This is a genomic window from Rhizobium oryzihabitans, assembly GCF_010669145.1.
Lineage (GTDB): Bacteria > Pseudomonadota > Alphaproteobacteria > Rhizobiales > Rhizobiaceae > Agrobacterium > Agrobacterium oryzihabitans.
Genome location: NZ_CP048632.1, coordinates 737,516 through 762,276 on the forward strand (window position 1 = coordinate 737,516; position 24,761 = coordinate 762,276).

The following is a 24,761-nucleotide window of genomic DNA, read 5'->3' on the forward strand; positions in this document are numbered from 1 at the left end:
TGCGATCCTCATTTCTTTTCCATGACGCATTGCAGCGGATGCTGGTGCTGTCGGGCGAAATCCATGACCTGGCTTACTTTCGTCTCTGCGACCTCATATGTAAACACCCCGCATTCTCCTACGCCGTGCTGGTGCACATGCAGCATGATGCGGGTCGCCGCTTCGCGATCCTTCTGGAAAAAACGCTCCAGAATATGGATGACGAACTCCATGGGAGTGTAGTCGTCATTCAGTAAAAGAACACGGTACAAATTCGGTCTTTTCGTCTTCGGCTTGACGCGGGTAATAACGGAAGTTCCGCGGTTCGTACCGCCATCTTCCCCTTCGCCCTCGCCCTGCATGTAGATCGGCCTAGCGATCATCTTTCATCATTCTCCAAACCGTTCTCAAACCGACAGTTCTTTGCCAGGAGGGAGAACTTCGCCTCTTCATATCTAGGTCGTTAAGATGCGATTTTAAGCCCCTTGCGAAACGGTGCAATCACTATTGCGTTTGCGAAGAGGCAAACCGCTGGAAAAGTGCGATGTAGCGGCAGGTATGGGTAGCGCGGATGCGAAACAGGCGTATCGGCGCGTTTTTCAGACCTGACGAAAAGGCGTGCGGCAACCGGCAGCGACGACGAGCCCATGCCCCATCGCCCTGCAGGCTGCCGTCATTCCTTTTCGTCGAGCATTTCGCGAACGGCGATCGCCAGCTGCTTCAGAGAGAAGGGCTTCGGCAGGAAGCCGAACTTGGCGTCCGCCGGCAGGTTCTTTGCAAAGGCGTCCTCGGCATAACCCGAAACGAAGATGAATTTCAGGTCGGGATAGGATTTGCGCAGCTCCCTCAGGAGCGAGGGACCGTCCATTTCCGGCATCACCACATCGGATACGACGATGTCGACCTTGCCTTCCAGCTCTTCCATCACCTCCAGCGCCTCGGTGCCGGATCCCGCCTCGTGCACGGTGTAACCGCGAGTCTCAAGCATGCGCTTGCCGCCGCGCCGCACCGCCTCCTCGTCTTCCACCAGAAGGACGACGGCGGAATTGCCGGTCAGATCGAGCGGCTCTTCCTTCACAGGCTCAGGGGCTGCCACTGGCGTGAGCGCCGCCTGACCGGTTTGCTGGCCGGCAACGACTTCTACCACATGGCGCGGCAGGTAGATGCGGAATGCGGTGCCTTTGCCCACTTCCGATTCGGGGTAGATATAGCCACCCGACTGCTTGACGATGCCATAGACCATCGACAGACCCAGACCGGTGCCCTTGCCGACTTCCTTCGTCGTGAAGAAGGGCTCGAAGATCTTGTCCATGATCTCAGGCGGAATGCCGGTGCCGTTGTCGGCGACTTCGATCATGACCATGTCTTCCGCCGGGAATTCGGGTCGGCCAAGCGCGGCGATTTCCTTCGCCTCGACGTTTCGCGTCCGGACGGTGATCTTGCCGCCTTCCGGCATGGCGTCGCGCGCATTGACGCAAAGATTGATGAGCACCTGCTCGAATTGCGACAGGTCGGTCTTCACCGGCCAGAGATCGCGGCCGTAATCCACTTCCAGCTTGACATTGGTGCCGGAGATCAGCCGGTCTACCAGCATCCGCAGATCACCGATCACATCGGTCAGATTGAGGATTGCCGGACGCATGGTCTGCTTGCGCGAGAAAGCGAGAAGCTGTCGCACCAGCACCGCGGCGCGGTTGGCGTTGCGCTTGATCTCCATGAGGTCGGCAAAGCTTGGATCGGCCGGCCGCGCCTGCAGAAGCAGATGGTCGGACGACAGCAGGATGGCGGTCAGCACGTTGTTGAAGTCGTGGGCGATACCGCCCGCCAGCGTGCCGACGGCATTCATCTTCTGCGTCTGCGCCATCTGGGTTTCGAGTGCCTTCTGCTCGGTCACCTCTATGGCATAAACGATCGCCACTTCTTCCGGCGCCTCGTCATCCTGATCAATGACGGCGTTGACGTAGAAACGGAAATGCCGGCCCTCGTCGCTCGGATGGCGGGAATCGAACGGGGCGATGTCGCCCTGACGGTCCTTGGCTTCGGCCAGCGCCTGCTCCAGACGCGGCTTCTCATTGTCGTGAATGATGGTTTCGAGTGCTATCCCGCGATCAATATCGTCACGTCCGACGACGCCGGAGAACAGCTTGAGGAAGGGCGCGTTGATGCGCAGAATGCGACCTTCGCCGTCGAGCGAGGCAATCGCCATCGGCGTGTTGTTGAAGAAACGCGTGAAGCGCATGGCCGAGGACGATTCGGTATCCTCCTGCCCCTTCGGACGCATCAGGACGATGGTCCGGCTCTCGCCCGGCGCACCGTCCTTTGCAGTAACCTGATGCACGAGGCGGGCCGGCATGCTCTGGCCGTTGACCCTGCGCATGTCGAGATCAAGGATTTCCGTGCGCTTTGCCGAGCCCTGAGGATGGACCGATTCGATCAGCGCCATGCCTTCGCCTGCGACAATATCGGAAACCGTCATCGAACCTGGGGAGAATTGCGCCAGATCGATGCCGAGCCATTCGGACAGGGTGGCGTTCAGATAGACGATTTCGCCCTTGCGGCCGGCGGAGAAGAAACCGGCCGGCGCATGGTCGAGATAGTCGATGGCGTTCTGCAATTCGCGGAAAAATCGCTCCTGATCTTCCCGCTCGGGGGTGATATCGGCGATCTGGAAAACATGCAGGCCCTCGCCGCTCGCATCCTTCAGCACGCGGCCTTTGAGCCGGTACCAGTGCGGTCCCGCACCTGCGACATCTCCAAGCGGTTTCAGCAGCCGGAATTCCTCGTAACCGTCGCGGCCTTCACGCAGAACATTGATGAGGCGATAAAGCGCTTCGGTGGATTCCCGGCTGCGTGACAGGAGCGTCTCGAGGCTCTGGATATCGCTCGCCTTGGTGGTGCCGCTCATGCGGCAATAGGTGGCGTTGGCATAGACCATATGCCCCTTGGCATCGGTAATCAGCGTGCCTTCCGGGTGGGCCGACAGGAAACGGCGGGCAAGCCCGTCCGATTGCGACTGCGGCATGACCTCGATGAAACCGATGATCGACGAGACCAGAAAGAAGATGCCCATCATCGCCAGCACGCCGAGAATGCCGAGCACGATTTCGTTTTCGAGCGAATCCTTGAAATAGACGAAAGCGGCCGCCGCTGCGATCAGCACCAGCGCCAGAAGCAGGATGCGCAAAACCGTGCCGGAACGGGCACGCCTGTCCACCAGCGGAAGGTCGTTGTCGCTTGTCTCGCGCACCCGTGTCATCTTGGCCTCGCAGTCCTGCAGGTCGTCATTCGGTCAGCCACGTTTCCCAGACGGAATCGGGCAGCAGAATTTCTTGTAGCAACTCGCTTGGCCATCAAAAAGCTCCGCTGGGACACAAAGGCTTAAAAACGCACAGAGAAACGGCTCAAAAGACGTAAAAGTCTCAACGCCTATTGCCGAGTGCATGTCAGTGGCTTCACCTGACATTGAATGCGCGGTGCGGAGCAGACAATATTGCCCTCTGTGACCGTACAAACCGAGCACCCGTCCGTGAACTCGATGCAGGATGGATTGTCTCTTACGAACTCCGTCATGCTTGCAGCGTTTTCTGACGCGTTGTCATCTGCCATTGCAGCCAGATGTGGGAATGCAAAGACCGGCAGCCAGGCGAAAACAACAAAAATGAAACCTCGTACAAGAAGCGTAGTGATGGGTAGCTTCCCGGACATTTTTGATGGCTCCTCCGGCTGAAGAATTGCAACCTTCATTGTCCCTCAGCATTGAAGGACAACATATGGCACTTTGGTGGCGTCTGTCTGGATGATGCGGCGATCCTGTGGGGCGAGATGAATAAACCTTGTATCGCGCCCAAAAAAATCGTCTTTTCCTGCTTAACGTTCACACTATAAGAACCACGGCAATATTAATTGCTCGAAAAAATCTGAAGGGATGATCTCCATGATGGATGATTTTATCGGCACCTATGGAAACAATCTCATCGTCGCTGTTGTCGGTGTGGGTGTGGCGCTGCTTGTTCTGGCGATCGCCCTGTGGCTTTTGCGCAGGCGCAGCGGCTCGGCCCCCTTTATCCGCGGTGGACGCAATCGGCAGCCGCGCCTGCAGGTTCTCGATGCGACGGCTGTGGATGCGCGCCGCCGTCTCGTGCTGGTGCGTCGCGACAATGTCGAACATCTGGTGATGATCGGCGGCCCGACTGACATCGTCATCGAAAGCGGTATCGGCGCAATCCCGATCGTCAGGGATGTTCAGGAGCCGGAATTAAAGACGCTGCCACGCCAGGAAAACGAACAGAAAAGAGCCGAGCCGTCAATCCCGCAGGAACGCCGCCCCGCCTTGCCTCAACAGCAGCCTGTGTCGGCTGTTGCACCCGCTTCCGTAACGGAAGAACCCATAAGGCAGGCGCAACGGCCTGAACAGCCTGCCCCGGCGCCTCGCCCCGCGCCTGCCGCGGCATCGCCCACGCCCCCGCCGCCGCGCCCCTTGGCCCCGCCGCAACCGGTTCCCGCAACACCTTCAGTTGCACGTGAGCCTGCGCCGCCGGTAAGGCAGGCCGTGCCCGAGAGGGAGATCGCCCGCCCCGTGCCGCCGCCGGTCTCCGTGGCCGCACCGGCAGCCGCCGTTTTGCCAATTGCCGCCGCCTCGCTGGATATGGCCGCAGAACGAACCGAACAGCGAAAAGCTGAGCCTTTCGTGCCTGCCCCGGCCCCGGTTGCACCGCCTGTTGTCGCGCAGGCGAAGGCGCCAGAGGAGCGTCCGACGGTGCTTGCGCCGCCGGTTTTTGCCGCTCGGGAACCTGCTATCGACCAATCGACCGCCGCTGATTTTCTCGACGCTGCGCGAGAGCGCGTTCTTCCCGGGCTGAAACCGGGAGAGAATACGCCACCGGCGCCCTTCCCGCCCAAGCCTGAAAACCCAGCCGTCACCGCCTCTGACGCCGAGCCCAAATTTTCCGATGACCTTGCCAGCGATTTCGAAAGCTTTCTCGAGGCGGAGATCGCCAAGAGCAAGGATGCGGAGAAAGAACCGGAAATTGCAGTCGCCCCGGAACAGCAGCCGAAGACCCAGCCCGTCTCGCCGCCGGTTACCGGCACCACTCCGGATGGTGACATGCAGAAGGAAATGGCGCGTATCTTTGGCGAGCTTTCAGTCACTCGCGACCGCTGACACTCTCGGCAGATGTGATTTCAACGCAGAAAAAAGGGCACGGAAGCAATTCCGTGCCCTTACTCATTCGCATCCCATTGGCTGACCGGTTCACCGTGGCGACCGGACAACGCTCCGTCCTATTCGTCGCGATAGACTTTTTCGCGACGCTCGTGACGTTCCTGTGCCTCGATGGACAGGGTCGCTATCGGGCGGGCGTCAAGACGCTTGAGGCCGATAGGCTCACCCGTTTCCTCACAGTAACCGTAGGTGCCGTCTTCGATCCGCTGAAGGGCCGCGTCGATCTTTGAGATCAGCTTGCGCTGGCGGTCCCGGGCGCGAAGTTCGATCGCCCTGTCTGTTTCTGAAGAAGCCCGATCGGCGAGATCGGGGTGGTTGGCGCTTTCTTCAGCGAGATGTCCGAGGGTCTCGCGCGCTTCTCTAAGGATGTCGTTTTTCCAGGCGACCAGCTTCGCGCGGAAGTAGGCACGCTGGCTGGCATTCATGAACTCGTCGTCTTCCGAGAGTACATATTTGCTAAGATCGATCTTCTCACTCAACGCGATTCTCCTCGAAGAACATCTCAATGCGGCGGTGTATACTCCAATGATATAGGCCGGTTCAAGTCTACAGATCAGTTTTCAGGCATTTTTAAAACTGACATAAAAATCATCTAAATGACTAATTTTTATCCTTTATTGGCGTGGAAGCGATCTCTTCTTCGATCACTTAGACGCGACTTGCTAACAGGAAAGAGGACTTGCGGTCCCGTGAGCCTATCCTGTAGCATTCGGACCGTGCCTCCAGAGTTTCGAACGCCGGTCCCCGCCCTTGACAGATTCTCCCCTGAAGCGAGTTTATCTTCTGCGCCACGCCAAAGCCGCCTGGGCGGCACCGGGAGAGCGCGATTTCGACCGAGGATTGAACGAGGCGGGTTTCGCCGAGGCGGAGATTATCGCCGACCTTTCCGCCGACCGGCACTACCGTCCAGACGTGCTCCTGTCCTCCACGGCCGCTCGCTGCCGGCAGACCACGCAAGCCTGGCAGCGGGCCTTCAACGAGGGCATCGACATCGCCTATATCGATGAGATGTACAATGCGCGCAGCGAAACCTATCTCTCCCTCATCGCCGCGCAAACGGATGTGCAGTCCGTGATGCTGGTCGGGCACAATCCCACGATGGAGGCGACGCTTGAGGCGATGATCGGCGAGGATTTGCTGCACGCCGCCCTGCCTTCCGGTTTTCCCACATCGGGGCTTGCCGTGCTCGATCACGACGACAGCGCCGGCAATGGCAAGAATCGCTGGCGGCTCGTCGATTTCCTCTCGCCGGGCAAATAGCAGCTGCTGCGAACGACTGGGGGGCTTAAAGGGATGTCGTGGAAAATCCGCCGGCTCGCTTCTTTTTTGGGCAGCCGCGCCATCCTATATTGCAGCCGTGACCGTGAAACACAGCAGGGAAACTGCCATTGCCGCCTTCTCTTACGTCCCTGACGGACAGTGCGCTCATCGCGTTCGACAATCTGGCCGATCGTGCGAGCACCCTCACCAACCCGACATTGCGGCTTGGCGTTACCGGCCTTTCGCGGGCGGGCAAGACGGTTTTCATTTCCTCCCTCGTCCATAATCTTCTGAACGGCGGCCGCCTGCCGCTGTTTGAAGCCATGCGGTCCGGGCGCGTCTCGAATGTGCGGCTGGAGCCGCAGCCGGACGATGCCATTCCCCGTTTTCAATATGAGGATCATATTCAGGCGCTGGTGCGCGACCGACTCTGGCCTGATTCGACGCGGGCGATCTCGGAGCTGCGCATCACGCTGGATTACCAGAGCGCCAGCGGCTGGGGCCGTTGGTTTTCCGCCGGCAAGCTTTCCATCGATATCGTCGACTATCCCGGCGAATGGCTGCTCGACCTGCCGCTCCTGTCGCAGGATTACAAGGGCTTCAGCGACAGCACAGTGGCGCTGGCGCAAAACGGCGTCCGTGCGGAGCTCGCGCAGGAATGGCTGGCAATCGCCTCCTCGCTCGACATCAACGCACCCGCCGACGAGATGACGGCGCGACGTCTCGCCGAAAGTTTTGCCGCCTATCTGAAGGCCTGCAAGTCCGACGAAAGATCGCTCTCCACGCTGCCGCCGGGCCGCCTGCTGATGCCGGGAGACCTGGAAGGATCGCCGGCGCTGACTTTCGCACCCCTGCCCGGCCTGACGGATGAGAAAGCGCCCAAAGGATCGCTGCGCGCCATGATGGAGCGGCGCTACGACGCCTATAAGTCTATCGTGGTGAAACCCTTCTTCCGCGAGCATTTCGCCCGTCTCGACCGGCAGATCGTGCTCATCGACACGCTTCAGGCGGTCAATCGCGGCCCGGAGGCCGTGCAGGATCTGGAACGGGCGCTGGGCGATGTTCTCGCCTGTTTCCGCCCCGGCACCAACAGCCTCCTGTCCTCTCTCATCGGCCGGCGCATCGACAAGGTGCTGATTGCCGCCACCAAGGCCGACCATCTGCATCACGAGAGCCATGACCGGCTGGAGCGGTTGACCCGCCGGCTGGTGGACCGCGCCATCACTACAATCGGCATGAACGGCGCCGGCATCGAGGTCATGGCGCTGGCTTCCGTGCGCGCCACGCGGGAAGCGACCGTGCGGCAGGATGGTCACGACCTTCCGGTCATCGTTGGCACGCCAATGGCCGGTGAGACAATTAATGGCGAGACCTTCGACGGCAATCGCAAGACGGCGATCTTTCCCGGCGACCTGCCGGAGGATCCCGAGCCGCTTTTTCGCAGCATCGACAGGGATGGCGACAAGGCGACGCTTCCCGACGTCAATGTCGTGCGTTTCCGCCCGCCCAATATCGACGAACCGGGCAGCGGTGGCATCAGGCTTTCCGTTCCCCATATAAGGCTCGACCGCGCCATGCAGTTCCTGTTTGGAGACAAGCTCGCATGAAGGCTCCCACACCAAACGATCCGCAGGCACGCCGTCCGGCGGCTTTCACACTCGAAACGGAAGAGACGGCACGCCCGTCCGTTGCGCAGAAACATGCGCCACGCAGCTTCGACGCCGAGATTTCACTGACGCCCGACGAGGATGACCCCTTTCTGGCACCGGAGGAGATCGATGCCGCCGCCCTGCCGGTGGCGACGCCGAAAAAGAGCCGCTTTTCCTTCGGCAAGCTTGCTCTCGGGGCAATCGGCGTTCTGTTTTCGCTCGCCTTCGGCCTTTGGGCGGATCAGCTTATCCGCAATCTTTTCTCCCGCTCCGACTGGCTGGGTTACACGGCAAGCATCGCCCTCCTCGTTGCGCTTTTTGCGGTCCTCGTTCTCGTCGGACGGGAGGTCTTCGGCATCATGCGGCTGAACGCCGTGCAATCCCTGAAGGCGGATGCCGAGACGGCGAGCCTGGACAAGAGCCCCAAGCCCGCGCGCGCCATCATCACCCGCCTCAATGCGGTCCTGTCACACCGTGCCGAGACCGCAAAGGGGCGTGCTGCGCTGAAGGATACCGAAAACGATGTGATCGACGGTCCGCATCTGATCGATCTTGCCGAACGCGAATTGCTGGTGCCGCTCGACCGGCAGGCGCGCGCGCTGATCCTCAACTCCTCCAAACGCGTCTCCGTCGTCACCGCGGTCAGCCCGCGCGCGGTGGTCGATCTCGCCTATGTGCTGTTCGAGGTAACAAGGCTGGTACGCGCCATGGCGGAACTCTATGGCGGCCGCCCGGGTACGCTCGGCATGCTGCGGCTGTTGCGGGACGTGGTCGCCCATCTCGCCGTCACGGGTTCGATCGCCGTCGGTGACGGGCTTGCGCAGCAGGTTCTCGGCCATGGTCTTGCCTCGAAACTCTCCGCCCGTCTGGGCGAAGGCGTCATCAATGGCCTGATGACGGCGCGAATCGGCATAGCGGCGATGGATCTTTGCCGTCCGCTGCCGTTCAGGGCGGTGAAGCGACCCGGAATAGGCGACTTCATGTCCGACCTGACGCCCGATCTGGGTGGCGGAAAAACCGGTGGAAAAGCCTGATCCAAAGGGCATATGCGGATCAAAAGGTTACGGATGAAGCCGCAAATCAGGTCGAAATAAACCAAGCATTAACCATTCCGCCGGTAGATTGCAGCCTATCGAACAGGCTTCTTCGCCGGGGAAAGTATCATGTATTCGCGCTTCTTTTCGCTTGTGGGCGGACTTGCCGCCATATTGTCCGTCAGCGCCGGCTTCGGCATGTCTGACGTCCATGCCGCATCGCGCGATCGCGACGACGTATTTTTCCGCTCCGTTGCCGGAAGCTGGAAAGGCCCGGGCGAAATCGTCGCCGGCAAATACAAGGGCACCAAATTCACCTGCGACCTGACTGGCGAACCGCTCGACGACAAGCAGACCGGCATCAAGCTCGGCGGCACCTGCCGCGTCGGCGTTTTCAGCCAACCCATGTCCGCGGTCATCAGCCAGAAGGGCAACTCTTACGAGGGCAAGTTCCTCGATGGCGCCACCGGCAAGGGTCTCGACATCACCTCCGGACAGGTCAGCGGCGACAAGGTCGTCGTCGGTATCAACCGCGCCAAGCTCAACGGCGCGATGGTCGCCCGCGTCTCAAGCGACAATTCGATGAACATCACCATTTCGGTCAAGGTCGCAGACCAGATGATCCCGGTGATCGGCGTGACGCTGGCACGCGACATCGACCAGATGGCCGTCGGCTCGATCAAGCCGTAAGAGCACCGGGGCCCATTACCCATCACCGAGCGGGAGTGTCCACCACTCCCGTTTTTCGTTTGCGCGGACTATTCCGGTCTTGTCCGCCTGCCGCAGCCATTCCCGCACGGGCTTGTCCTTGACCTCGAGATCGGGCGCGATATCGGCGAGCGGCATCAGCACGAAAGCACGTTCCGTCATGCGCGGATGTGGCACTTCGATGCTTTCCGTAACGATAGTTTCATCGCCATAGGTCAGCACATCGATATCGATGGTGCGAGGACCCCAGCGTTCCGTCCTCACCCGCTTCATGCCCCTTTCGATGTCGAGGCATAATTGCAGCAGCGCCGGTGCTGAAAGCGAGGTTTCGACCAGCGCACAGCAATTGAAGAAATCCGCCTGGTCCGTCTTGCCCCAGGGCGGCGTGCGGTAAAGCCCGGAGACGGCCAGCACGCGGCAGTCGCCATGCGCATCCAGTTCGCCAAGGGCTCTCGCCATAGCGACAGCGGGATCGCCGATATTGCCGCCCAGGCCCAATGCGGCGATCGTCATTCTGTCAGGCACGGTGTTCAACGCTCACCTGTGCATAATCCAGAATGCCGGGAACGGGCGCGGAGGGTTTGCGCACCGTTATCCGCAACCAGACGATTTGCGGATAACGCTCGCGCAGAGCCTTGCAGATGTCATTGGCCAGAGCTTCGATCAGATAACGGCGCTGGCCGACGACGATTTTCTCGATGACGGCGAAGGCCACGCCGTAATCGACGGTATTTTCGATATCGTCGGTTTCCAGAGCGTCACCCGCTTCGACCTCCATCTCGGCATCGACGAAAAAGCGCTGGCCCAGCACCTCCTCCTGCTCGAGAAGGCCATGACGGGCGAAAAAAGAACAGTTTTTCAGAATGATGGTGTAGCGGCTCATCGCATCGCCTCCATGGCAGGGGTGTTTTGCCGGGACGCCGCGCTTTTCGGCGTATGGCGTTCCGGTACTGTTGATCTAGGCATCGGCCTTTGCCGAGGCTTTGGCAAGAACCGCATCGGCGATTGCCAGCGCATCGCGTGTCGCGGCGACATTGTGCACCCGAAAAATCGAAGCACCCGCCAGTCTGAGGATCGCCGTTGTCGCTGCTGTTCCGATATCGCGTTCCGGGGCCGCATCCCTGCCCGTCAGCGACCCGATGAAACGCTTGCGCGACGTGCCGGCGAGAACCGGGAGGCCGAAAGCCGCCAATTCGCCAAAGCGCGCCATCAGCGCAACATTTTCCCCCTCGTCCTTGGCGAAACCGAAACCGGGATCGAGGACGACGGCGTCGCGGGCAATACCAGCGTCGCCGGCGATTTCCAGCGAGTGATTGAGGAATTCGAACTGGTCCTCGATAACGTCGGCAAGCTTCTGCCTGTCGCGGCCGGTATGCATGATGCAGACGCCCGCACGCGCGGCAGCGATCACGCCCGCCATCTCCGCGTCCTTCTGCAGGCCGAAGACATCGTTGACGATATGTGCGCCCGCTTCGATCGCGCGCCTTGCGGTCGATGCGCGGTAGGTGTCGACGGAAATCAGAACATCCGTCTCGCGGCGAAGCTTCTCGATGACGGGCAGCACCCGGTCCTGCTCCTCGCCTTCCGTTACTGCGGCCGCACCCGGCCGGGTGGATTCCCCGCCTATATCGATGATGTCAGCGCCCTCCTCCACGCAGCTCAACGCATGGGAAAAGGCCGCATCGAGGGCGAGATAACGGCCGCCGTCGGAAAAGGAATCGGGTGTCGCGTTGACGATGGCCATAATACGGCCACGCCCATCAAGTTTCAGGGAGCGACCATGGGCCGCTTGCCACACATTGCTGCCGGCTGTTATCACGTAACACGCGCCTTTCGGGAATAACGGAGTGTTATGCCAATTCTTATAAGTTCCGCTCCGCCTATGCAGCAAACGTTTTTCAAGTTCAACCGGAAGGCCGGGTCATGACCAAATCATCACGTGCTCTTTGCGCCGCTGTCGCGGCCGCATTGGCCATTTCCCTGCCCGGATCGGCTTTTTCCGAAACCATCGTTCGCAAGACCTATTCGTATTTTTCGATCAGCGGCAAAACCGCAGCCGACCTCGATCAGCAGCTTTCGAAACACGGTCCGCTCACCCGCAATACCGGCGCGCGGCATCCCGGTGCGACGGAAATCAAATTCGGCGGCGAACTCACCTATGTCGAGAAGAACGGGCTTTGCAGCGTGGGAACGGCGAAAGTGGTTCTGAACACCCGCATCCTTTTGCCGCAATGGAAAAATCGCCGCCGCACCACGGCGGAGCTGGCCTTCATCTGGGACACGCTGCTTGCCGATATCAAGCGCCACGAGGAACGCCACGCGGAAATCGCCCGCACCCATGCCCGCACGCTCGAAAGGCAGTTGACGGCGCTTCGCCCGCAGAAAAACTGCGAGACGCTGCAGGAAATGGTCGGCAAGATCACCCAGACGGTGATGGATGAGCACGACAGGGACCAGATGCGCTTTGATGTGGTGGAATCGAAAAATTTCGATGCCCGCATGACGCGGCTTTTGAAAAACCGGCTCGAACAGGGCCAGAATCGCCGCTGATCCGCCTCTCGTCCTCCCCTATCCAAACCCACCGGACGCAACGGACATGACGTAACGTCATGTCCGATCTCACCCGTGAATTCTCGTCATGGTGCGGTCGCCGAGACTCATTGTAGCTTGCTCATACGGTTTGGAACGGTCGCTGCCCGCAGCGGGTCGGGCGTTTTAACCGTCTCCGGTTCTCCCGGTGCGCACTTGAGGGCTCGCAGGTGTTTCCTCCCTCGCCTGCATGCTGCGTACCCGCCTCGCCCCGCTCCCCGCTACCAGGTGAGCGGGGCTTTTTCTGCGTCAGGCAATGCCGAGGGTTTTCAGCCCTGGCGCTCGGGAACGTGAACGACAAGGCCGTCAAACTCGTCGCTCATCTTGATCTGACAGGAAAGACGCGAGGTCGGGCGCACATCGAAGGCGAAATCCAGCATGTCCTCTTCCATCGGTTCGGGCCCGCCGACGCGCTCCGCCCATGCATCGTCCACATAGACATGACAGGTCGCGCACGCACAGGCGCCGCCGCATTCCGCATCGATGCCGGGAATGGAGTTGCGCACGGCATTCTCCATGACGGTGGAACCGTTGCTCACGTCGAGTTCATGGGGCGTGCCGTCAAAGGCAACGATGGTCAGTTTTGTCATGCCGGAAATCCAAAATGTGATCTAAGAACTGTTCTAAACACATAGAAAGGCCGGTTCGGCTTGGCAACCCGCTTCAAGGGCGCCAGGCGCAACCGGCCTCACAAAACCGCAAAATTGATCGACTCCGCCTCAGCGGCAGAGCTTGAGTATGAAGTTTTCCGCTTCCACGATGGCTGCGGCGAGCTTTGCGATCGCCGCGCTGTCCTTGCCAGCATCCTCCACAGATGCGGCGGCTGTGGCCACGGCGGAGGCACCGACAGCCTGTGCTGCCCCCTTCAGACGGTGGGCAGTCGCCCTGACAGTCTTGTCGTCGGCGTCGGCGATTTCATGCAGGGCGGCGCGGGCATTGCGGCTGAACAGTTGCAGCACCTCGATTTCCAGATCCTTGTCGCCCATGGTCTGGCGGGCGAGATGATCGAAATCGATCGGCTTCTTCGTGGCGAGCGGCGCGCCGCCGCAATTATCCGGAGCTTCGAAAGCAATACTGACCGCTGCCATGGCTGAAATTCCTTGTCTCGCCGTTTCCTGTTTCGTGTCACATCTGTGTCGTATTTACGCATTGAAGCCGGTGCTATCGGCTTAAATTACGGCGTGACGCTGGCGAAAATCTTCTGCTATGGTTAATTTATGTTAAACTTATGCGAAACAAGGCGTTCAGCGTGAAACTCAGGTTTAAAAACTGTTAAAAAGCCGACACTTCGCCGCTGCCGTAAATCCGCATTAATTGTTTCGAACACCTAAATGTGTCACTACGGTACTGCCGCTCCTGCGAGGCTTGAGCTCAAGCTTTGTTATTGCGGCACAGTGATGTAATTTCGCCCGAAAGCTGGACCACCAGCAATTCGGGATTTGGTAATGGCGGAATTGTTCTCTCCTGAGGGATAATGTTCCGCTGGCATGATGGCGGCAGTCCGCTTGCTGAATGCAAGTGGTCAACGGCATGAAGCCGGGCGTATGTGTAACGAGGCGTAACCGCATGGCGAACAACAAGATCAGCGACTCTGTCGACGAGACTGCATTTCAGGCGTTGGAAGACGCCTTGCAGCTCGGTGCTTTCGAAGAAAAGCCGGAATCGCGGAAAACGACAGCGCCAAAGCAGCCGGAGGCCAGATTGAAGGAAGCCAGCAGACAGACCCCTGCTCCGGACGCCGCACGCGCGCCTGCCGAACAGGCACCGAAATCGCCCAATCTGGAAGCGGCAAATGACGGCTCCAAGCGCAGCCCGGCCATGATCCTGAAATCGCTCGAAGGCGGCTCGATCGGCGGCGCGCTCAGAAACGCGACGATCATGTCGGTGATCTGGGCGCTCGGCGGCCTCGGAATCGCGCATCTTCTTTATGGCAATGCGCTGTGGAACATCGGTTCGCTTGCCGATCTCACCGCAATTCCCGGCCTGATGGCCATCATCGTCGGCATCATCGTGCCGGTCATGCTGTTCTTCGCCTTCGCGATCATGATGGCGCGTGCCCGTGACCTGCGCAACGCCGCCCGTTCCATGGCCGAAGTCGCCCTCCGCCTTGCGGAGCCGGAAACCGTTGCGTCCGACCGGATCATGTCCGTCGGCCAGGCGGTTCGCCGCGAAGTCTCGGCGATGAATGACGGGATCGAGCGCACGATTGCGCGGGCGACGGAACTCGAAACGCTGGTCCATTCGGAAGTCAATGCACTTGAGCGCAGCTACGCGGACAATGAATTGCGTGTCCGCAGCCTCGTGCAGGAACTGACCGCGGAACGCGACGCCATCGTCAACCATGCAGAGCGCATCCGCTCGTCCATTATCGGCGCGCAGGAACAGATCAAGGAAGAGCTTTCCATCGTCGGCGAAGAGCTTTCGATGCGGCTTGCCACCAGCGGTGAGGCCTTCGCCTCGATGATCGACACGCGCTCGGCCGCGCTGCTCGAAAAATCACGCGCCTCCACGGAAGCAATGGGCAGCCTGATTGCCGCCAAGACAGAAAACCTGCTGCAGGCGCTGAATACATCAGGCTCGACCCTGTCGAACGAATTCGACATGCGTCTGCATAACCTCACCTCGACGATAGATGAGCGCGGCGAAGTTCTGCTCGAACGCTTCGCCATCCATGCTTCGACGCTCGACAGCGGTGCGGAAAGCCTCAACAGCGCGCTGGAGGAACGTACCCGCCAGCTCAACGAGACGCTGTCCACCCGCACACTGGAACTCAACCGCAATATCGATCGCGGCCAGCAGATCATCGGCGGTTCTCTGGATACCGTGCTCGACAAGCTCTCCACGACGCTTGAAGAAAAGGGTCTCTCCTTCCGCCAGAGCCTGCAGAGCACGGCTGACGATGCGATCATGGATCTCGATCTTCGCTCCGGCCTCTATGAGGAACGGCTGCAGGCAACGGTTGGCCAGGTCAATTCCGCCTTTGACGAGCATGTCGCAGATTTCGCCAGCGCCTTCGACCAGCGCGCAGGCAGCCTCGACAGCAAGCTGATGGAAAGCCTTGCCCGGATCAACGAAACCGTTGCCGGCGGTTCCGAAGCCCTCGACACCATGCTGACCAGCGGTCTTGAGCGCATCGGCACCACCATGACCGATCAGTCGCTTGCCCTTGCAACCGCACTGGGCACGGGTCAGGAAATGCTCGAAAGCGCGCTTGAAACCCGCACCCGCGAGTTCAGCGACGCGATCAGCCAGCGCACCACCGACATCACCAATGCCTTTGCCTATTCGCACGAGAAGATCGACGGCGTACTGGCGGAGCGCAGCAACGCCCTGTTCGGCGCGCTTTCGGCCAGCCAGGACCGTTTCGACGAGGCGCTTGCAAGCCGTTCGCTGGCCATCACCGGCTCGGTCTCCGGCACGGCCGAACGTCTTGCCGCGATGCTTGATGAACGCGCAGCCGCAATCAACAATGTCGTCGCCGATGTCGAGCGCCGTCTTTCGGAAACGCTCGAAACCCGGGCTGCCGCCATCACCGGTGCCGTTTCCGGCATCGAGGACCGCATTTCCGACACGCTGGAAAGCCGCACGGCTGCCCTTCATGACGTTGTATCAGGCGCCGAAAACCGCATCGCCGAAACGCTCGATGGCCGTACGGCCGCTCTTTCCAGCGCAATTTCCGGCGTAGAGGAACGCATCGCCGACACGATGGACAGCCGCACGCTGTCGCTGGACATGACCTTCGCCAATGTCGAGGAAAGACTTTCCGAGACGCTGGACAACCGCACCTCCGCGCTGACCGGCATTGTCGCCAGTGCTGAAGAGAAGATCGCGGGCGCGCTCGACAGCCGCACCGCCACCTTCGGCGACGTCGTCGCCGGTGCCGAGACCCGTATCGCAGAAACGCTGGATGGCCGCACGGCAGCGCTCAACGCCGTGGTTTCCGGTGCGGAAGAACGCATCGCAGATGCACTCGACAGCCGCACCATGGCGCTCGACATGGCGTTTTCCGGTGCAGAGGAAAAAATCACCGAAGCGCTCGACACCCGCACGGCCGCCCTTGGCGAGCTGGTGGCCGGTGCCGAGACCCGCATTGCCGATGCACTCGACAGCCGCACGGATGCCCTCAAGAACGTCGTTTCCGGTGCGGAAGAGCGGATCACGGATGTGCTCGACAGCCGCACCATGGCGCTCGACATGAGCTTCTCCGGTGTTGAAGAAAAGATCGCCGATATTCTCGATGGCCGCACCGCCGCAATTCATACGGCTGTTTCCGGGGTTGAGGACCGTATTGCCGGCGCATTGGACAGCCGTACAGCTGCGCTCTCAGGGATCGTCTCCGGCGCGGAAGAACGTATCGCGGATGCGCTCGACAGCCGTACCATGGCGCTCGACATGACGATTTCGGGTGTCGAGGAGCGGATCGCCGAGGCCATGGATGCTAGAACCGCCTCGCTTTCGCTGGCAGCGGCCGGCGTAGGCCAGCGACTGGAATCGACTGCCTTCACGCTCGAAAACGCACTTGCTAGCGGCCACGAGCGGCTGGAGACCATGCTCGGCTCGCAGGCCGAGCGCATCGCGGGCTCGCTCGAGCGCAATAGCGGCCTGATCGAGCAGAGCGTCTCGGGCGCAGCCAACCGTATCGAAAGCGTCGTGGAAGACGGCAGCAGCCGTTTTGCGCAGACGGTGGAAGAAGGCGTTTCCCGCCTCGAAAGCAATCTCTCGCAGTCGCATGAGGATATCCGCACCGCGCTCGACCAGCGTCAGGCGGATCTCGCCGCAACCTTGAGTTCGGCAACCACCCAGATGGGTGACATGCTTTCCGAACAGGCGATGATGATCGGCACCACCGTCGCATCAAGCGCCAGCATGCTCGAACTCTCGCTTGAGACCCAGCAGGAAACCTTGCAGAAGGCGATTGACGGCAGTGCGGCGACGCTGGAAGAGCGTCTTCGCAACAGCGCAGGCGATATCGCCGTCAAGATCGGCGAAGCTGCCCGAGAAATCGGCGGCGCGACCGATGCGCTCTCCTCGCGGATCGAAACCTCGATTGGAAGCGTCACAGGCAGGCTCGACGAGACCGGCGCACGCATCGAGACCTCGCTCGGTACGCTGCAGGAGCGCGTTTCGAGTGATCTCGGCAACGTCAACACCTCGATCGAAGATGCCGGCCGTCGCTTTGCCGATGCGCTGGAAGACAAGACTGCCGCCTTTGCCCGCACCAGCGATGATGCGGCTCAACGCATCACCGGCATTCTGGACGAGCAGGCGATACGCGTCAGCGACACCTTCGAAAGCCGCACCAACCGTCTGGCGGAAACCTTCGATGCCGGCTCGGCCCGCATCGACGAGCGCCTCGGCACCATGGACCGCGCGCTGACGATCGGTCTCGAAAACGTCAACCGCACCATTGAAGGCAAGGCGAGCGATCTCGCCGTCAGCCTGCGTGGCGCGGTCATCTCCGCCACCCAGAGCATCGGCGAAGAGGCTACCCGTTCCACGTCCCTTCTCGCCAAGTCCGGCTCGGAATTCGCAGAGCAGGTGCAGGCGCAGAACGAGGCCTTCACCAAGGCTATCGAGGAGCGGTCCGGCGAGATCGTCAACCGCATTTCGGATGCGCAGACGCGCCTTTCCGGCCAGGCCGCCGCTGTCGCCCAGACCTTCTCCGAGGCCGGCAACATCATCGTCAACAAGGTTGCCGAGGCTGAAGCGGTCGTGCGGTCGCAGGTCGGCGTCATTTCCGAGACACTGACCGGCGTCGAATCGGCCCTCGACGCACGCGGCGAATCCATCCGCTCGGCGCTGGACAACCGTACCCGCGAGCTCAACTCGATGCTGGCCAGCCGTTCCGCGGAACTGTCTCGCCTCATCGAGGAGAAGGCAAAGCCGGTGGTCGACGAATACGCCACCATCGGTCGCGAAGCCGCCGAAAAGATCGTTTCCGCCGCCCAGCAGAGCGCCGAACTCCTGTCGCAGAGCAACAGCGGCATGGTCGGTATGGTGGAACAGGCGATCAGCGATTACGCCAATGCCGGTACGGATGCGGCAAGCAAGCTTGTCGCGGCCACCCGCCAGAGCACCGACATGCTGTCGCAGACCCATACCGCCATGGCGGATGCCGTCGAGCAGGGTATCGACAAATACGCCCGTGCGGGCAGCGATGCAGCCAACAAGCTGGTCGCCGCCACCCGCCAGAGCACCGACATGCTGTCGCAGACCCATAACAGCATGGCCGAAATCGTCGAACAGTCGGCAACCAACTTCAACTCCGCTGTCGAGCGCGCCGCGCAGGAATTCGGCACGGCCGACGAAGCGCTGAACGCATCGGCGACCCGCTTCTCCGATAGCGCCTCGCAGGCCGCCGACATGGTGTCCAGCTCCAGCCGTCTGCTCGAAGGAAAGATCGACCGTCTGTCGAATATTTCCGGCCAGACACTGGCGCAGGTTGCCGGTATCGTCGGACGCTTCGAGGAACATTCGAAGGTGCTGAGCCAGGCATCCGAACTGCTCAACGCGGCACAGTCGAGCCTCGTCGGCACGCTGGAAGAACGTCAGGACGCGCTTCGCAGCCTGTCCGTCGGTCTCGTCAAGCGCTCCGAGGAAATCGAAAGCGCCATGCGCAACGTCGTCGGCGTTGTGGAAACCACGCTCAACGATGCCGAGGAGCGTTCGCAGAACGTCGCCGGCAATCTGCGGGACAATCTGCAGGCATCCTTCACCGATATCGGCCGTTCGCTCGATGAGACCGAACAGCGCGCCCGCTCGGCCGCACAGACCATGCGGGGGGCCCTGCTTGCCGCCGGTCAGGATGCCAGCCGCTCCATCGAAAGCACGCTTTCCGACGCGCAGAAATATTCCGACGAACTCGTCAACCGCCTGCGTGGCGGCGTCGAATCCTCGCTTTCGGAAGTCGACAATCTTCTGGGCAGCGCCTCGGAAAAATCCAATGCCGCCGCCGCCAACCTCAAGGAAACCCTGCGTCAGGCTGTCGAAGAAGCTGTCAGCCGCTTTGCCGGCGCGACGGACGAAATCCGTCGCTCCAGCCACGACATCCGCCGCGAGCTGGATGCGACGCGTGCGGAACTGAAGCGCGGCGCATTCGACCTGCCGGAAGAGGCCAAGGAAAGCGCTGCCGCCATGCGCCGCGCCGTTTCCGAGCAGATCAAGGCCCTGCAGGATATTTCCCAGCTTGTCGGTCGTTCGACCCACCAGATGGAAGTCTCCGAACCGGTGGCCCGCGCCATCGCAGCGACCCAGCCAGCCGCCGAGCGCCGCGTCGAGGCGCGTCCGCAGCCGGCAGCAGCCGCTCCGGTGCAGCAGCGCCCGGCGCAGCCGCAGACTGGCGCCGCACCTGCCTTGCGCGGTACGCTGCCGCTTGAGAACCGCCAGGTCGAAAACCGTCAGGCACCTGCCCCGTCGCAGACGGCAACAGCGCCTGCCGGACGTCGCGAAGAAGGTGGCGGCTGGATCAGCGATCTGCTGCGCGGCGCATCACAGGAAACGCCAGCAGCGTCCACACCGCGCGCCAACACTGAGCAGCAGCCGACCCGTGCGGCCGACACCCGCAATCCGCGCCACATGGTCGAATCGCTGAACTCGCTGTCCGTCGACATTGCCCGCGCCATCGACCACGATGCGTCCGTGGAACTGTGGCGCCGGTACCAGCGCGGCGAGCGCGACGTCTTTACCCGCCGCCTCTACACGCTGAAAGGTCAGACGACGTTTGACGAGATCAAGCGCAAATACGAGCGGGAAGCCGAATTCCGCACCGCCGTGGACCGCTACATCACCGATTTCGAAAAGCTGCTCGCCGATGTGGCGCGCACCGACCGCGACCGGAGTGTTACCCAGTCCTACCTCACCTCCGATACCGGCAAGGTCTATACGATGCTTGCGCATGCGGCAGGTCGGTTCAACTGATCTCTGGTGCGAGTAGAAACAATAAAACCCCGGTCATGACCGGGGTTTTTCATTTTGGCTGACAGGCGGATTTTCGACTGGAATTCAGCCGGTTGCCTTCAAATCAAATCTCGAATGTGCCAGACGCGACCCGCACCGCGTGGCCGCCGATGCGGGCACGGGCGATTTCGCCGTCCTTGATGTCCATGCGCAGGTGGATGTGGGACGGCCGCTCCATCTCCACGCCCTGCTCCACCAGGATGGGATAGTGACCGTCGGTCAGGCCGTCGAAATGATGGATGGCACCCGAGAGTGCAGCAACGGCCGAGCCGGTGGCAGGGTCTTCCGAAATGCCCATATCCGGCGAGAACATGCGGGCATGGAATTTCGCCGCATGATTGACGCCGCCGCGACAGTAGATATAGACCGCCGCCAGGCGTCCCTCTACCAGCGGCGCGGTGCGCAACCACAGATTGGCGTCAAAATCCATGTCGCTGATGGCGGCGATGTTGTGCAGCGGCACGAGCAGGAACGGCACGCCCGCCGTCCAGATCGACGGGACGTGGTTTTCAAAGCCGAGATGGCCTTCGCTGACACCCAGCGCGTCGGCAAGTGCTGTATGATCGAGCGGCAGGTCGACGCGCGAGGATTTGCGCGGCAGGTCGAATTCGGCAAAGCTGACCGCGCCGGCGCGCATCTTCACCGCACAGCGCACCGGGCCCACCTGCTCCTCCAGCACGCAGACCATGTCGATATCGTCATCGTCTTCGCCACGATTGCGCTCGGCGATCGCAACCGCCGCGCCGACGGTCGGATGGCCGGCGAAGGGCAATTCGCCCGAAGGTGTAAAGATACGCAGCGACGCCGCATGGGCCGGGTTACCCGAACGATTGACGAAAACGGTCTCGGAAAGGTTCATTTCCCGGGCGATCGCCTGCATTGTCACCTGATCGAGATCGTCCGCGTCATACATGACCGCCAGCGGGTTTCCCGCCATTCTGGTCTCGGTAAAGACATCGTAGATATTGTAGTTCAGTACCACACCCATCTCCTGCCATTCCTCATTCCGCCTGCTTTGCGCAAACTGCCTCAGGCCGCCCCGCATCGCAACCCTTTCTCCGAGACGATAAATCAAGAAGCTGTGGACCGGCCTCGGGTGAGAAAGGCGAACGCCTGCCTGCCCGAAAGGCCTTGTGGCGAGCCGCTGTCTTCATGTACCAAGGACGGGTCTTGTGGCTTGCAAGCGACCGTGCCCGTCCCGGTCTGGAGATTGCAAGTCGCTTCAACAGGTTAGAACATCTGTCACAGGCCGGTTGCGGTTTGTGTCGTTGTCGAGGGAAGCGGATGTCGCATTCTACCCATTCACTATCCTTCGTCGCATCTGCATCAGAAGAGGCGCAGATGGCGATGGAGGAGCTGAAAACGGCTTACGGCAACGCGCCTTTCGAGGAAGCCGAGGTGATCGTCGCGCTCGGCGGCGACGGCTTCATGCTGCAGATCCTCAACGAGACCATGAATTCCGGCAGACGCGTCTACGGCATGAACCGGGGATCGGTCGGGTTTTTGATGAATGACTACCGCGTGGAAGGCCTGCGCGAGCGCATCGCGGTGGCGACGGGCAATGATTTTCACCCGCTGCGCATGACGACGACGGATTCCGATGGCGACGAGTTTACGGCACTCGCCATGAATGAGGTGAGCCTCTTCCGGCAGTCGCATCAGGCCGCCAAACTTCGCGTCGAGGTGGACGGCAAGGTGCGGCTGGAAGAGCTCATCTGCGATGGCATGATGGTCGCGACACCCGCAGGATCAACGGCCTACAATTTCTCCGCCCATGGGCCGATCCTGCCGCTCGAATCACCGCTTCTGGCGCTCACCCCCGTCAGCGCCTTCCGGCCACGGCGCTGGCGCGGCGCGCTGTTGCCGAACAAGGTGACGGTCGATATTCACGTTCTGGAGCGGGACAAACGACCGGTAAACGCGGTGGCCGACCATACGGAGGTGAAATCCGTTCGCCATGTGCGGATTGCGCAATCGCAGGACAGAACGGCCAGAATTCTCTCGGACCCGGACCGTTCGTGGTCCGACCGGGTTCTCGCCGAACAATTCAACAATTGACACCAACCACTGACAACGACCATGCACCTGAAAAGATCGATCCTTGCAACACTCATATTCGCCACCGCCGTGCTTTCCGCGCGGGCGCAGACGGAGGCGATCGACGCCCTGCCCGTGTCGGCGATATTCGTCGTCAGCAGCGGCATGTGGGAAGAGCAGAATTTGGAGCCGGTGAAAGGCGCCGATGGTCAGCTGCGGCCGCCGCCGGCGACGCCTACGCGCGGTTATTACAAGGTTGTTGCAATCCGGCAGGACGATGGCACCGCGAAAGTCTACCTGCAGCGCATCGTATTCACCGCCAACGGGCCTAACCTCCTCGAAAATGTCGAGCTGGAAGAGTTCAGCCAGATGAAATCCTACGTCACGGATATTCGTCCCGAAAGCTCGAACGGCGCTTCCGCCTCGCCCGGCCTGTTCGTGACGGTCTATCTGAAAACGGACCCTATGGCCAAGGAAGCGGAAAGCTGGACAGTTCTGATCGACGAGCTTGGCGAGATGAAGATCGAGAAAGCTTCGAACTGAGGGCTAGAGCACGTCCGGTTTAAGCTCGTGCGGCCCGGCCAGAACCGCGCCGAAATGATGTTTCCATAATCTGGCACCGAGTTCGCCGCTACGGTCGAGGCTGGAACCCACCGTCAGCCACGGCAGAAGCGTGGGATGAAGCCCCGCATCGAAAAATGCGAAACCGGCCGCCAGCACGCAGGTATCGGCCTGAATGCCACAGACCAATACTCTTTCGACCTCCAGCGACAGAAGATGGTCGACAGCCTCCCTCGGCGGCGCATAGCCGTGCTTGATGAATATCCGATCTGCCTGAACCAGCGAGCAGTCGTCCCTGCCCGGCTTCCAACCCAGCTGCCGTTCGAAAGGCGTCACGCTTTCATCATGGCGCTCGACGCTGGCGACGCTCGGCATGGTGACGGCGAGTGCCGTTATCTCCGCCACAAGCGCGGCCGGCGGATTGAAGCTCGGCTGGACGTCGACGATGTAAAGCACCTGTTTCATGCATGTCCTCCAACGAAAAACCCCTCGCAACGGGCTTGCGAGGGGTGATCTTTGTTTCAATCGACGCTTGGGCGCGTCAGTCGATATCAGCCACTTCCACATCCGCGCCGCCGCTGATGCGATGTGCGAGAGCCGCTTCCATGAATTCGTTCAGATCGCCGTCCAGCACGTTGCCGGGTGCGGTGCTTTCTACACCGGTGCGCAGGTCCTTGACCAGCTGGTAGGGCTGCAGAACGTAGGAACGGATCTGGTGGCCCCAGCCGATATCGGTCTTGGACGCCGCCTGGGCGTTTGCCGCCTCTTCCCGCTTCTGCAGTTCCACCTCGTAAAGGCGAGCGCGCAGCATGTCCCACGCCTTGGCGCGGTTCTTGTGCTGCGACCGCTCCTGCTGGCAGGCAACAGCGATGCCGGTCGGAATGTGTGTGATGCGCACGGCCGAATCCGTGGTGTTGACGTGCTGGCCGCCCGCACCGGACGAACGATAGGTATCTATGCGGCAATCGCTTTCGTTGACATCGATCTGGATCGAATCATCAACCACTGGGTAGACCCAGACTGAGGAGAACGATGTGTGGCGACGCGCATTGCTGTCATAGGGCGAAATACGGACCAGGCGGTGGACGCCAGATTCCGTCTTCAGCCAGCCGAAGGCATTGTGGCCCTTGACGAGGATTGTCGCGGATTTGATGCCGGCCTCTTCGCCGTCGTGAACTTCCAGCACCTCGACCTTGAAACCTTCACGGTCCGCCCAGCGGGTATACATGCGCAGCAGCATGTTCGCCCAGTCCTGGCTTTCCGTGCCGCCGGCGCCGGAGTGCACTTCGAGATAGGTATCGTTGCCATCGGCCTCGCCCGAAAGCATGGCTTCCACCTGACGGCGGTTCGCCTCGCTCTTCAGCGCCTTCAGCGAGTCCTCGGCGTCCTTGACGATTTCGTCGTCGCCTTCCATCTCGCCGAGTTCGATCAGCTCGATATTGTCCCTGAGCTGCTGCTCAAGCGCCTTCACGCCATTGATGCTGTCATCCAGCTGCTGGCGCTCGCGCATCAGTTTCTGGGCCTCTGAGGCATCGTTCCAGAGGGTCGGATCCTCTGCCTTGTTATTCAACCAGTCCAGCCGTCTTATCGCCTGGTCCCAGTCAAAGATGCCTCCTCAGCAGGCTTATGGCCTGCTTGATTTCGTCGACTACATTCACGATTTCATTGCGCATTTCGCTGGTTCTTCACCTTCATTGAAACTCGTTGCTCAAATAAATGCGGGGGGCGCGGATGTAAAGACCCGCGCCCCCGCCAAACTCCACGACT

The 24,761-nt window shown here is 60.9% G+C and carries 20 protein-coding genes; 9 read left to right on the forward strand and 11 right to left on the reverse strand.

Annotation, left to right across the window (positions count from 1 at the left end; genetic code table 11):
• Positions 1-8: 8 nt before the first annotated feature.
• On the reverse strand, positions 9-362 hold the full coding sequence (gene clpS / locus G3A56_RS04100) for an ATP-dependent Clp protease adapter ClpS (protein ID WP_035242552.1): 354 nt from the start codon (positions 360-362) through the stop codon (positions 9-11).
• Between the two features lie 290 nt (positions 363-652).
• On the reverse strand, positions 653-3,235 hold the full coding sequence (cckA, locus tag G3A56_RS04105) for a cell cycle histidine kinase CckA (RefSeq protein ID WP_003496270.1): 2,583 nt from the start codon (positions 3,233-3,235) through the stop codon (positions 653-655).
• A 669-nt stretch (positions 3,236-3,904) separates the two neighbouring features.
• Between cckA and G3A56_RS04110 the strand changes: the two genes are divergently transcribed.
• Positions 3,905-5,140 carry a flagellar biosynthetic protein FliO gene (locus G3A56_RS04110; protein WP_164056181.1) on the forward strand — a complete coding sequence of 412 codons (1,236 nt, stop codon included), beginning with the start codon at positions 3,905-3,907 and terminating at the stop codon, positions 5,138-5,140.
• Between the two features lie 119 nt (positions 5,141-5,259).
• Here the strand turns inward: G3A56_RS04110 and dksA are convergent, their stop codons facing one another.
• The gene (gene dksA, locus G3A56_RS04115; protein WP_003496274.1) at positions 5,260-5,679 is read right to left on the reverse strand and encodes an RNA polymerase-binding protein DksA; all 420 of its coding nucleotides are present in this window, start codon (positions 5,677-5,679) and stop codon (positions 5,260-5,262) included.
• Between the two features lie 304 nt (positions 5,680-5,983).
• Here dksA and G3A56_RS04120 point away from each other — a divergent pair, with 304 nt between their 5' ends.
• The 4 genes from G3A56_RS04120 to G3A56_RS04135 all read left to right on the forward strand — a co-directional run bounded on the left by G3A56_RS04120 (position 5,984) and on the right by G3A56_RS04135 (position 9,833).
• Positions 5,984-6,460, forward strand: coding sequence for a SixA phosphatase family protein (locus G3A56_RS04120; RefSeq protein WP_051032443.1), 477 nt, complete (start codon positions 5,984-5,986; stop codon positions 6,458-6,460).
• A 128-nt stretch (positions 6,461-6,588) separates the two neighbouring features.
• Positions 6,589-8,067 carry a YcjX family GTP-binding protein gene (locus G3A56_RS04125; RefSeq protein ID WP_082184185.1) on the forward strand — a complete coding sequence of 493 codons (1,479 nt, stop codon included), beginning with the start codon at positions 6,589-6,591 and terminating at the stop codon, positions 8,065-8,067.
• Complete coding sequence (locus G3A56_RS04130; RefSeq protein WP_082184184.1) at positions 8,064-9,143, forward strand: YcjF family protein; 1,080 nt, start codon at positions 8,064-8,066, stop codon at positions 9,141-9,143. The genes G3A56_RS04125 and G3A56_RS04130 overlap by 4 nt, the downstream gene beginning before the upstream one ends.
• A gap of 129 nt (positions 9,144-9,272) precedes the next feature.
• Complete coding sequence (locus G3A56_RS04135; RefSeq protein ID WP_003496282.1) at positions 9,273-9,833, forward strand: hypothetical protein; 561 nt, start codon at positions 9,273-9,275, stop codon at positions 9,831-9,833.
• 15 nt (positions 9,834-9,848) lie between these two features.
• Here the strand turns inward: G3A56_RS04135 and folK are convergent, their stop codons facing one another.
• The 3 genes from folK to folP all read right to left on the reverse strand — a co-directional run bounded on the left by folK (position 9,849) and on the right by folP (position 11,670).
• Positions 9,849-10,364 (reverse strand): 2-amino-4-hydroxy-6-hydroxymethyldihydropteridine diphosphokinase, encoded by a 516-nt coding sequence (gene folK / locus G3A56_RS04140; protein ID WP_175414389.1) that lies wholly within the window; start codon positions 10,362-10,364, stop codon positions 9,849-9,851.
• 4 nt (positions 10,365-10,368) lie between these two features.
• A complete protein-coding gene (folB, locus tag G3A56_RS04145) occupies positions 10,369-10,734 on the reverse strand; it encodes a dihydroneopterin aldolase (protein WP_003496285.1) in 366 nt (121 codons plus the stop codon).
• A 75-nt stretch (positions 10,735-10,809) separates the two neighbouring features.
• Positions 10,810-11,670 (reverse strand): dihydropteroate synthase, encoded by an 861-nt coding sequence (folP, locus tag G3A56_RS04150; protein WP_164056183.1) that lies wholly within the window; start codon positions 11,668-11,670, stop codon positions 10,810-10,812.
• Positions 11,671-11,774: 104 nt separating this feature from the next.
• On the opposite strand from folP, the gene G3A56_RS04155 reads away from it, so the two are divergent.
• Positions 11,775-12,401, forward strand: a complete 627-nt coding sequence (locus tag G3A56_RS04155; RefSeq protein WP_082184182.1) for a DUF922 domain-containing Zn-dependent protease — start codon at positions 11,775-11,777, stop codon at positions 12,399-12,401.
• A gap of 308 nt (positions 12,402-12,709) precedes the next feature.
• Here the strand turns inward: G3A56_RS04155 and G3A56_RS04160 are convergent, their stop codons facing one another.
• Entirely contained in the window at positions 12,710-13,030 is a 321-nt protein-coding gene (locus G3A56_RS04160; RefSeq protein ID WP_003496292.1) for a 2Fe-2S iron-sulfur cluster-binding protein, read from the reverse strand.
• 129 nt (positions 13,031-13,159) lie between these two features.
• Positions 13,160-13,528 carry an Hpt domain-containing protein gene (locus tag G3A56_RS04165; protein WP_082184181.1) on the reverse strand — a complete coding sequence of 123 codons (369 nt, stop codon included), beginning with the start codon at positions 13,526-13,528 and terminating at the stop codon, positions 13,160-13,162.
• 478 nt (positions 13,529-14,006) lie between these two features.
• On the opposite strand from G3A56_RS04165, the gene G3A56_RS04170 reads away from it, so the two are divergent.
• On the forward strand, positions 14,007-20,357 hold the full coding sequence (locus tag G3A56_RS04170; RefSeq protein ID WP_082184180.1) for an apolipoprotein A-IV repeat region-like domain-containing protein: 6,351 nt from the start codon (positions 14,007-14,009) through the stop codon (positions 20,355-20,357).
• A gap of 103 nt (positions 20,358-20,460) precedes the next feature.
• Here the strand turns inward: G3A56_RS04170 and G3A56_RS04175 are convergent, their stop codons facing one another.
• Complete coding sequence (locus tag G3A56_RS04175) at positions 20,461-21,378, reverse strand: PhzF family phenazine biosynthesis protein (protein WP_082184666.1); 918 nt, start codon at positions 21,376-21,378, stop codon at positions 20,461-20,463.
• Positions 21,379-21,680: 302 nt separating this feature from the next.
• Here G3A56_RS04175 and G3A56_RS04180 point away from each other — a divergent pair, with 302 nt between their 5' ends.
• Together G3A56_RS04180 and G3A56_RS04185 are read left to right on the forward strand one after the other, a co-directional pair.
• On the forward strand, positions 21,681-22,454 hold the full coding sequence (locus G3A56_RS04180; protein ID WP_035242560.1) for an NAD kinase: 774 nt from the start codon (positions 21,681-21,683) through the stop codon (positions 22,452-22,454).
• 21 nt (positions 22,455-22,475) lie between these two features.
• Positions 22,476-22,976: a hypothetical protein gene (locus G3A56_RS04185; RefSeq protein ID WP_003496305.1), complete on the forward strand. Its 501-nt coding sequence runs from the start codon at positions 22,476-22,478 to the stop codon at positions 22,974-22,976.
• 3 nt (positions 22,977-22,979) lie between these two features.
• Here G3A56_RS04185 and G3A56_RS04190 read toward each other — a convergent pair whose 3' ends face one another.
• Together G3A56_RS04190 and prfB are read right to left on the reverse strand one after the other, a co-directional pair.
• A complete protein-coding gene (locus G3A56_RS04190; protein WP_082184179.1) occupies positions 22,980-23,459 on the reverse strand; it encodes a cysteine hydrolase family protein in 480 nt (159 codons plus the stop codon).
• 76 nt (positions 23,460-23,535) lie between these two features.
• Positions 23,536-24,667, reverse strand: a protein-coding gene (prfB, locus tag G3A56_RS04195; RefSeq protein ID WP_164056184.1) for a peptide chain release factor 2 whose coding sequence is annotated in 2 segments (ribosomal slippage) — positions 23,536-24,597 and positions 24,599-24,667 — 1,131 coding nt in all. Because the reading frame shifts where the segments join, the coding sequence is not laid out codon by codon here.
• Between the last annotated feature and the right edge of the window lie 94 nt (positions 24,668-24,761).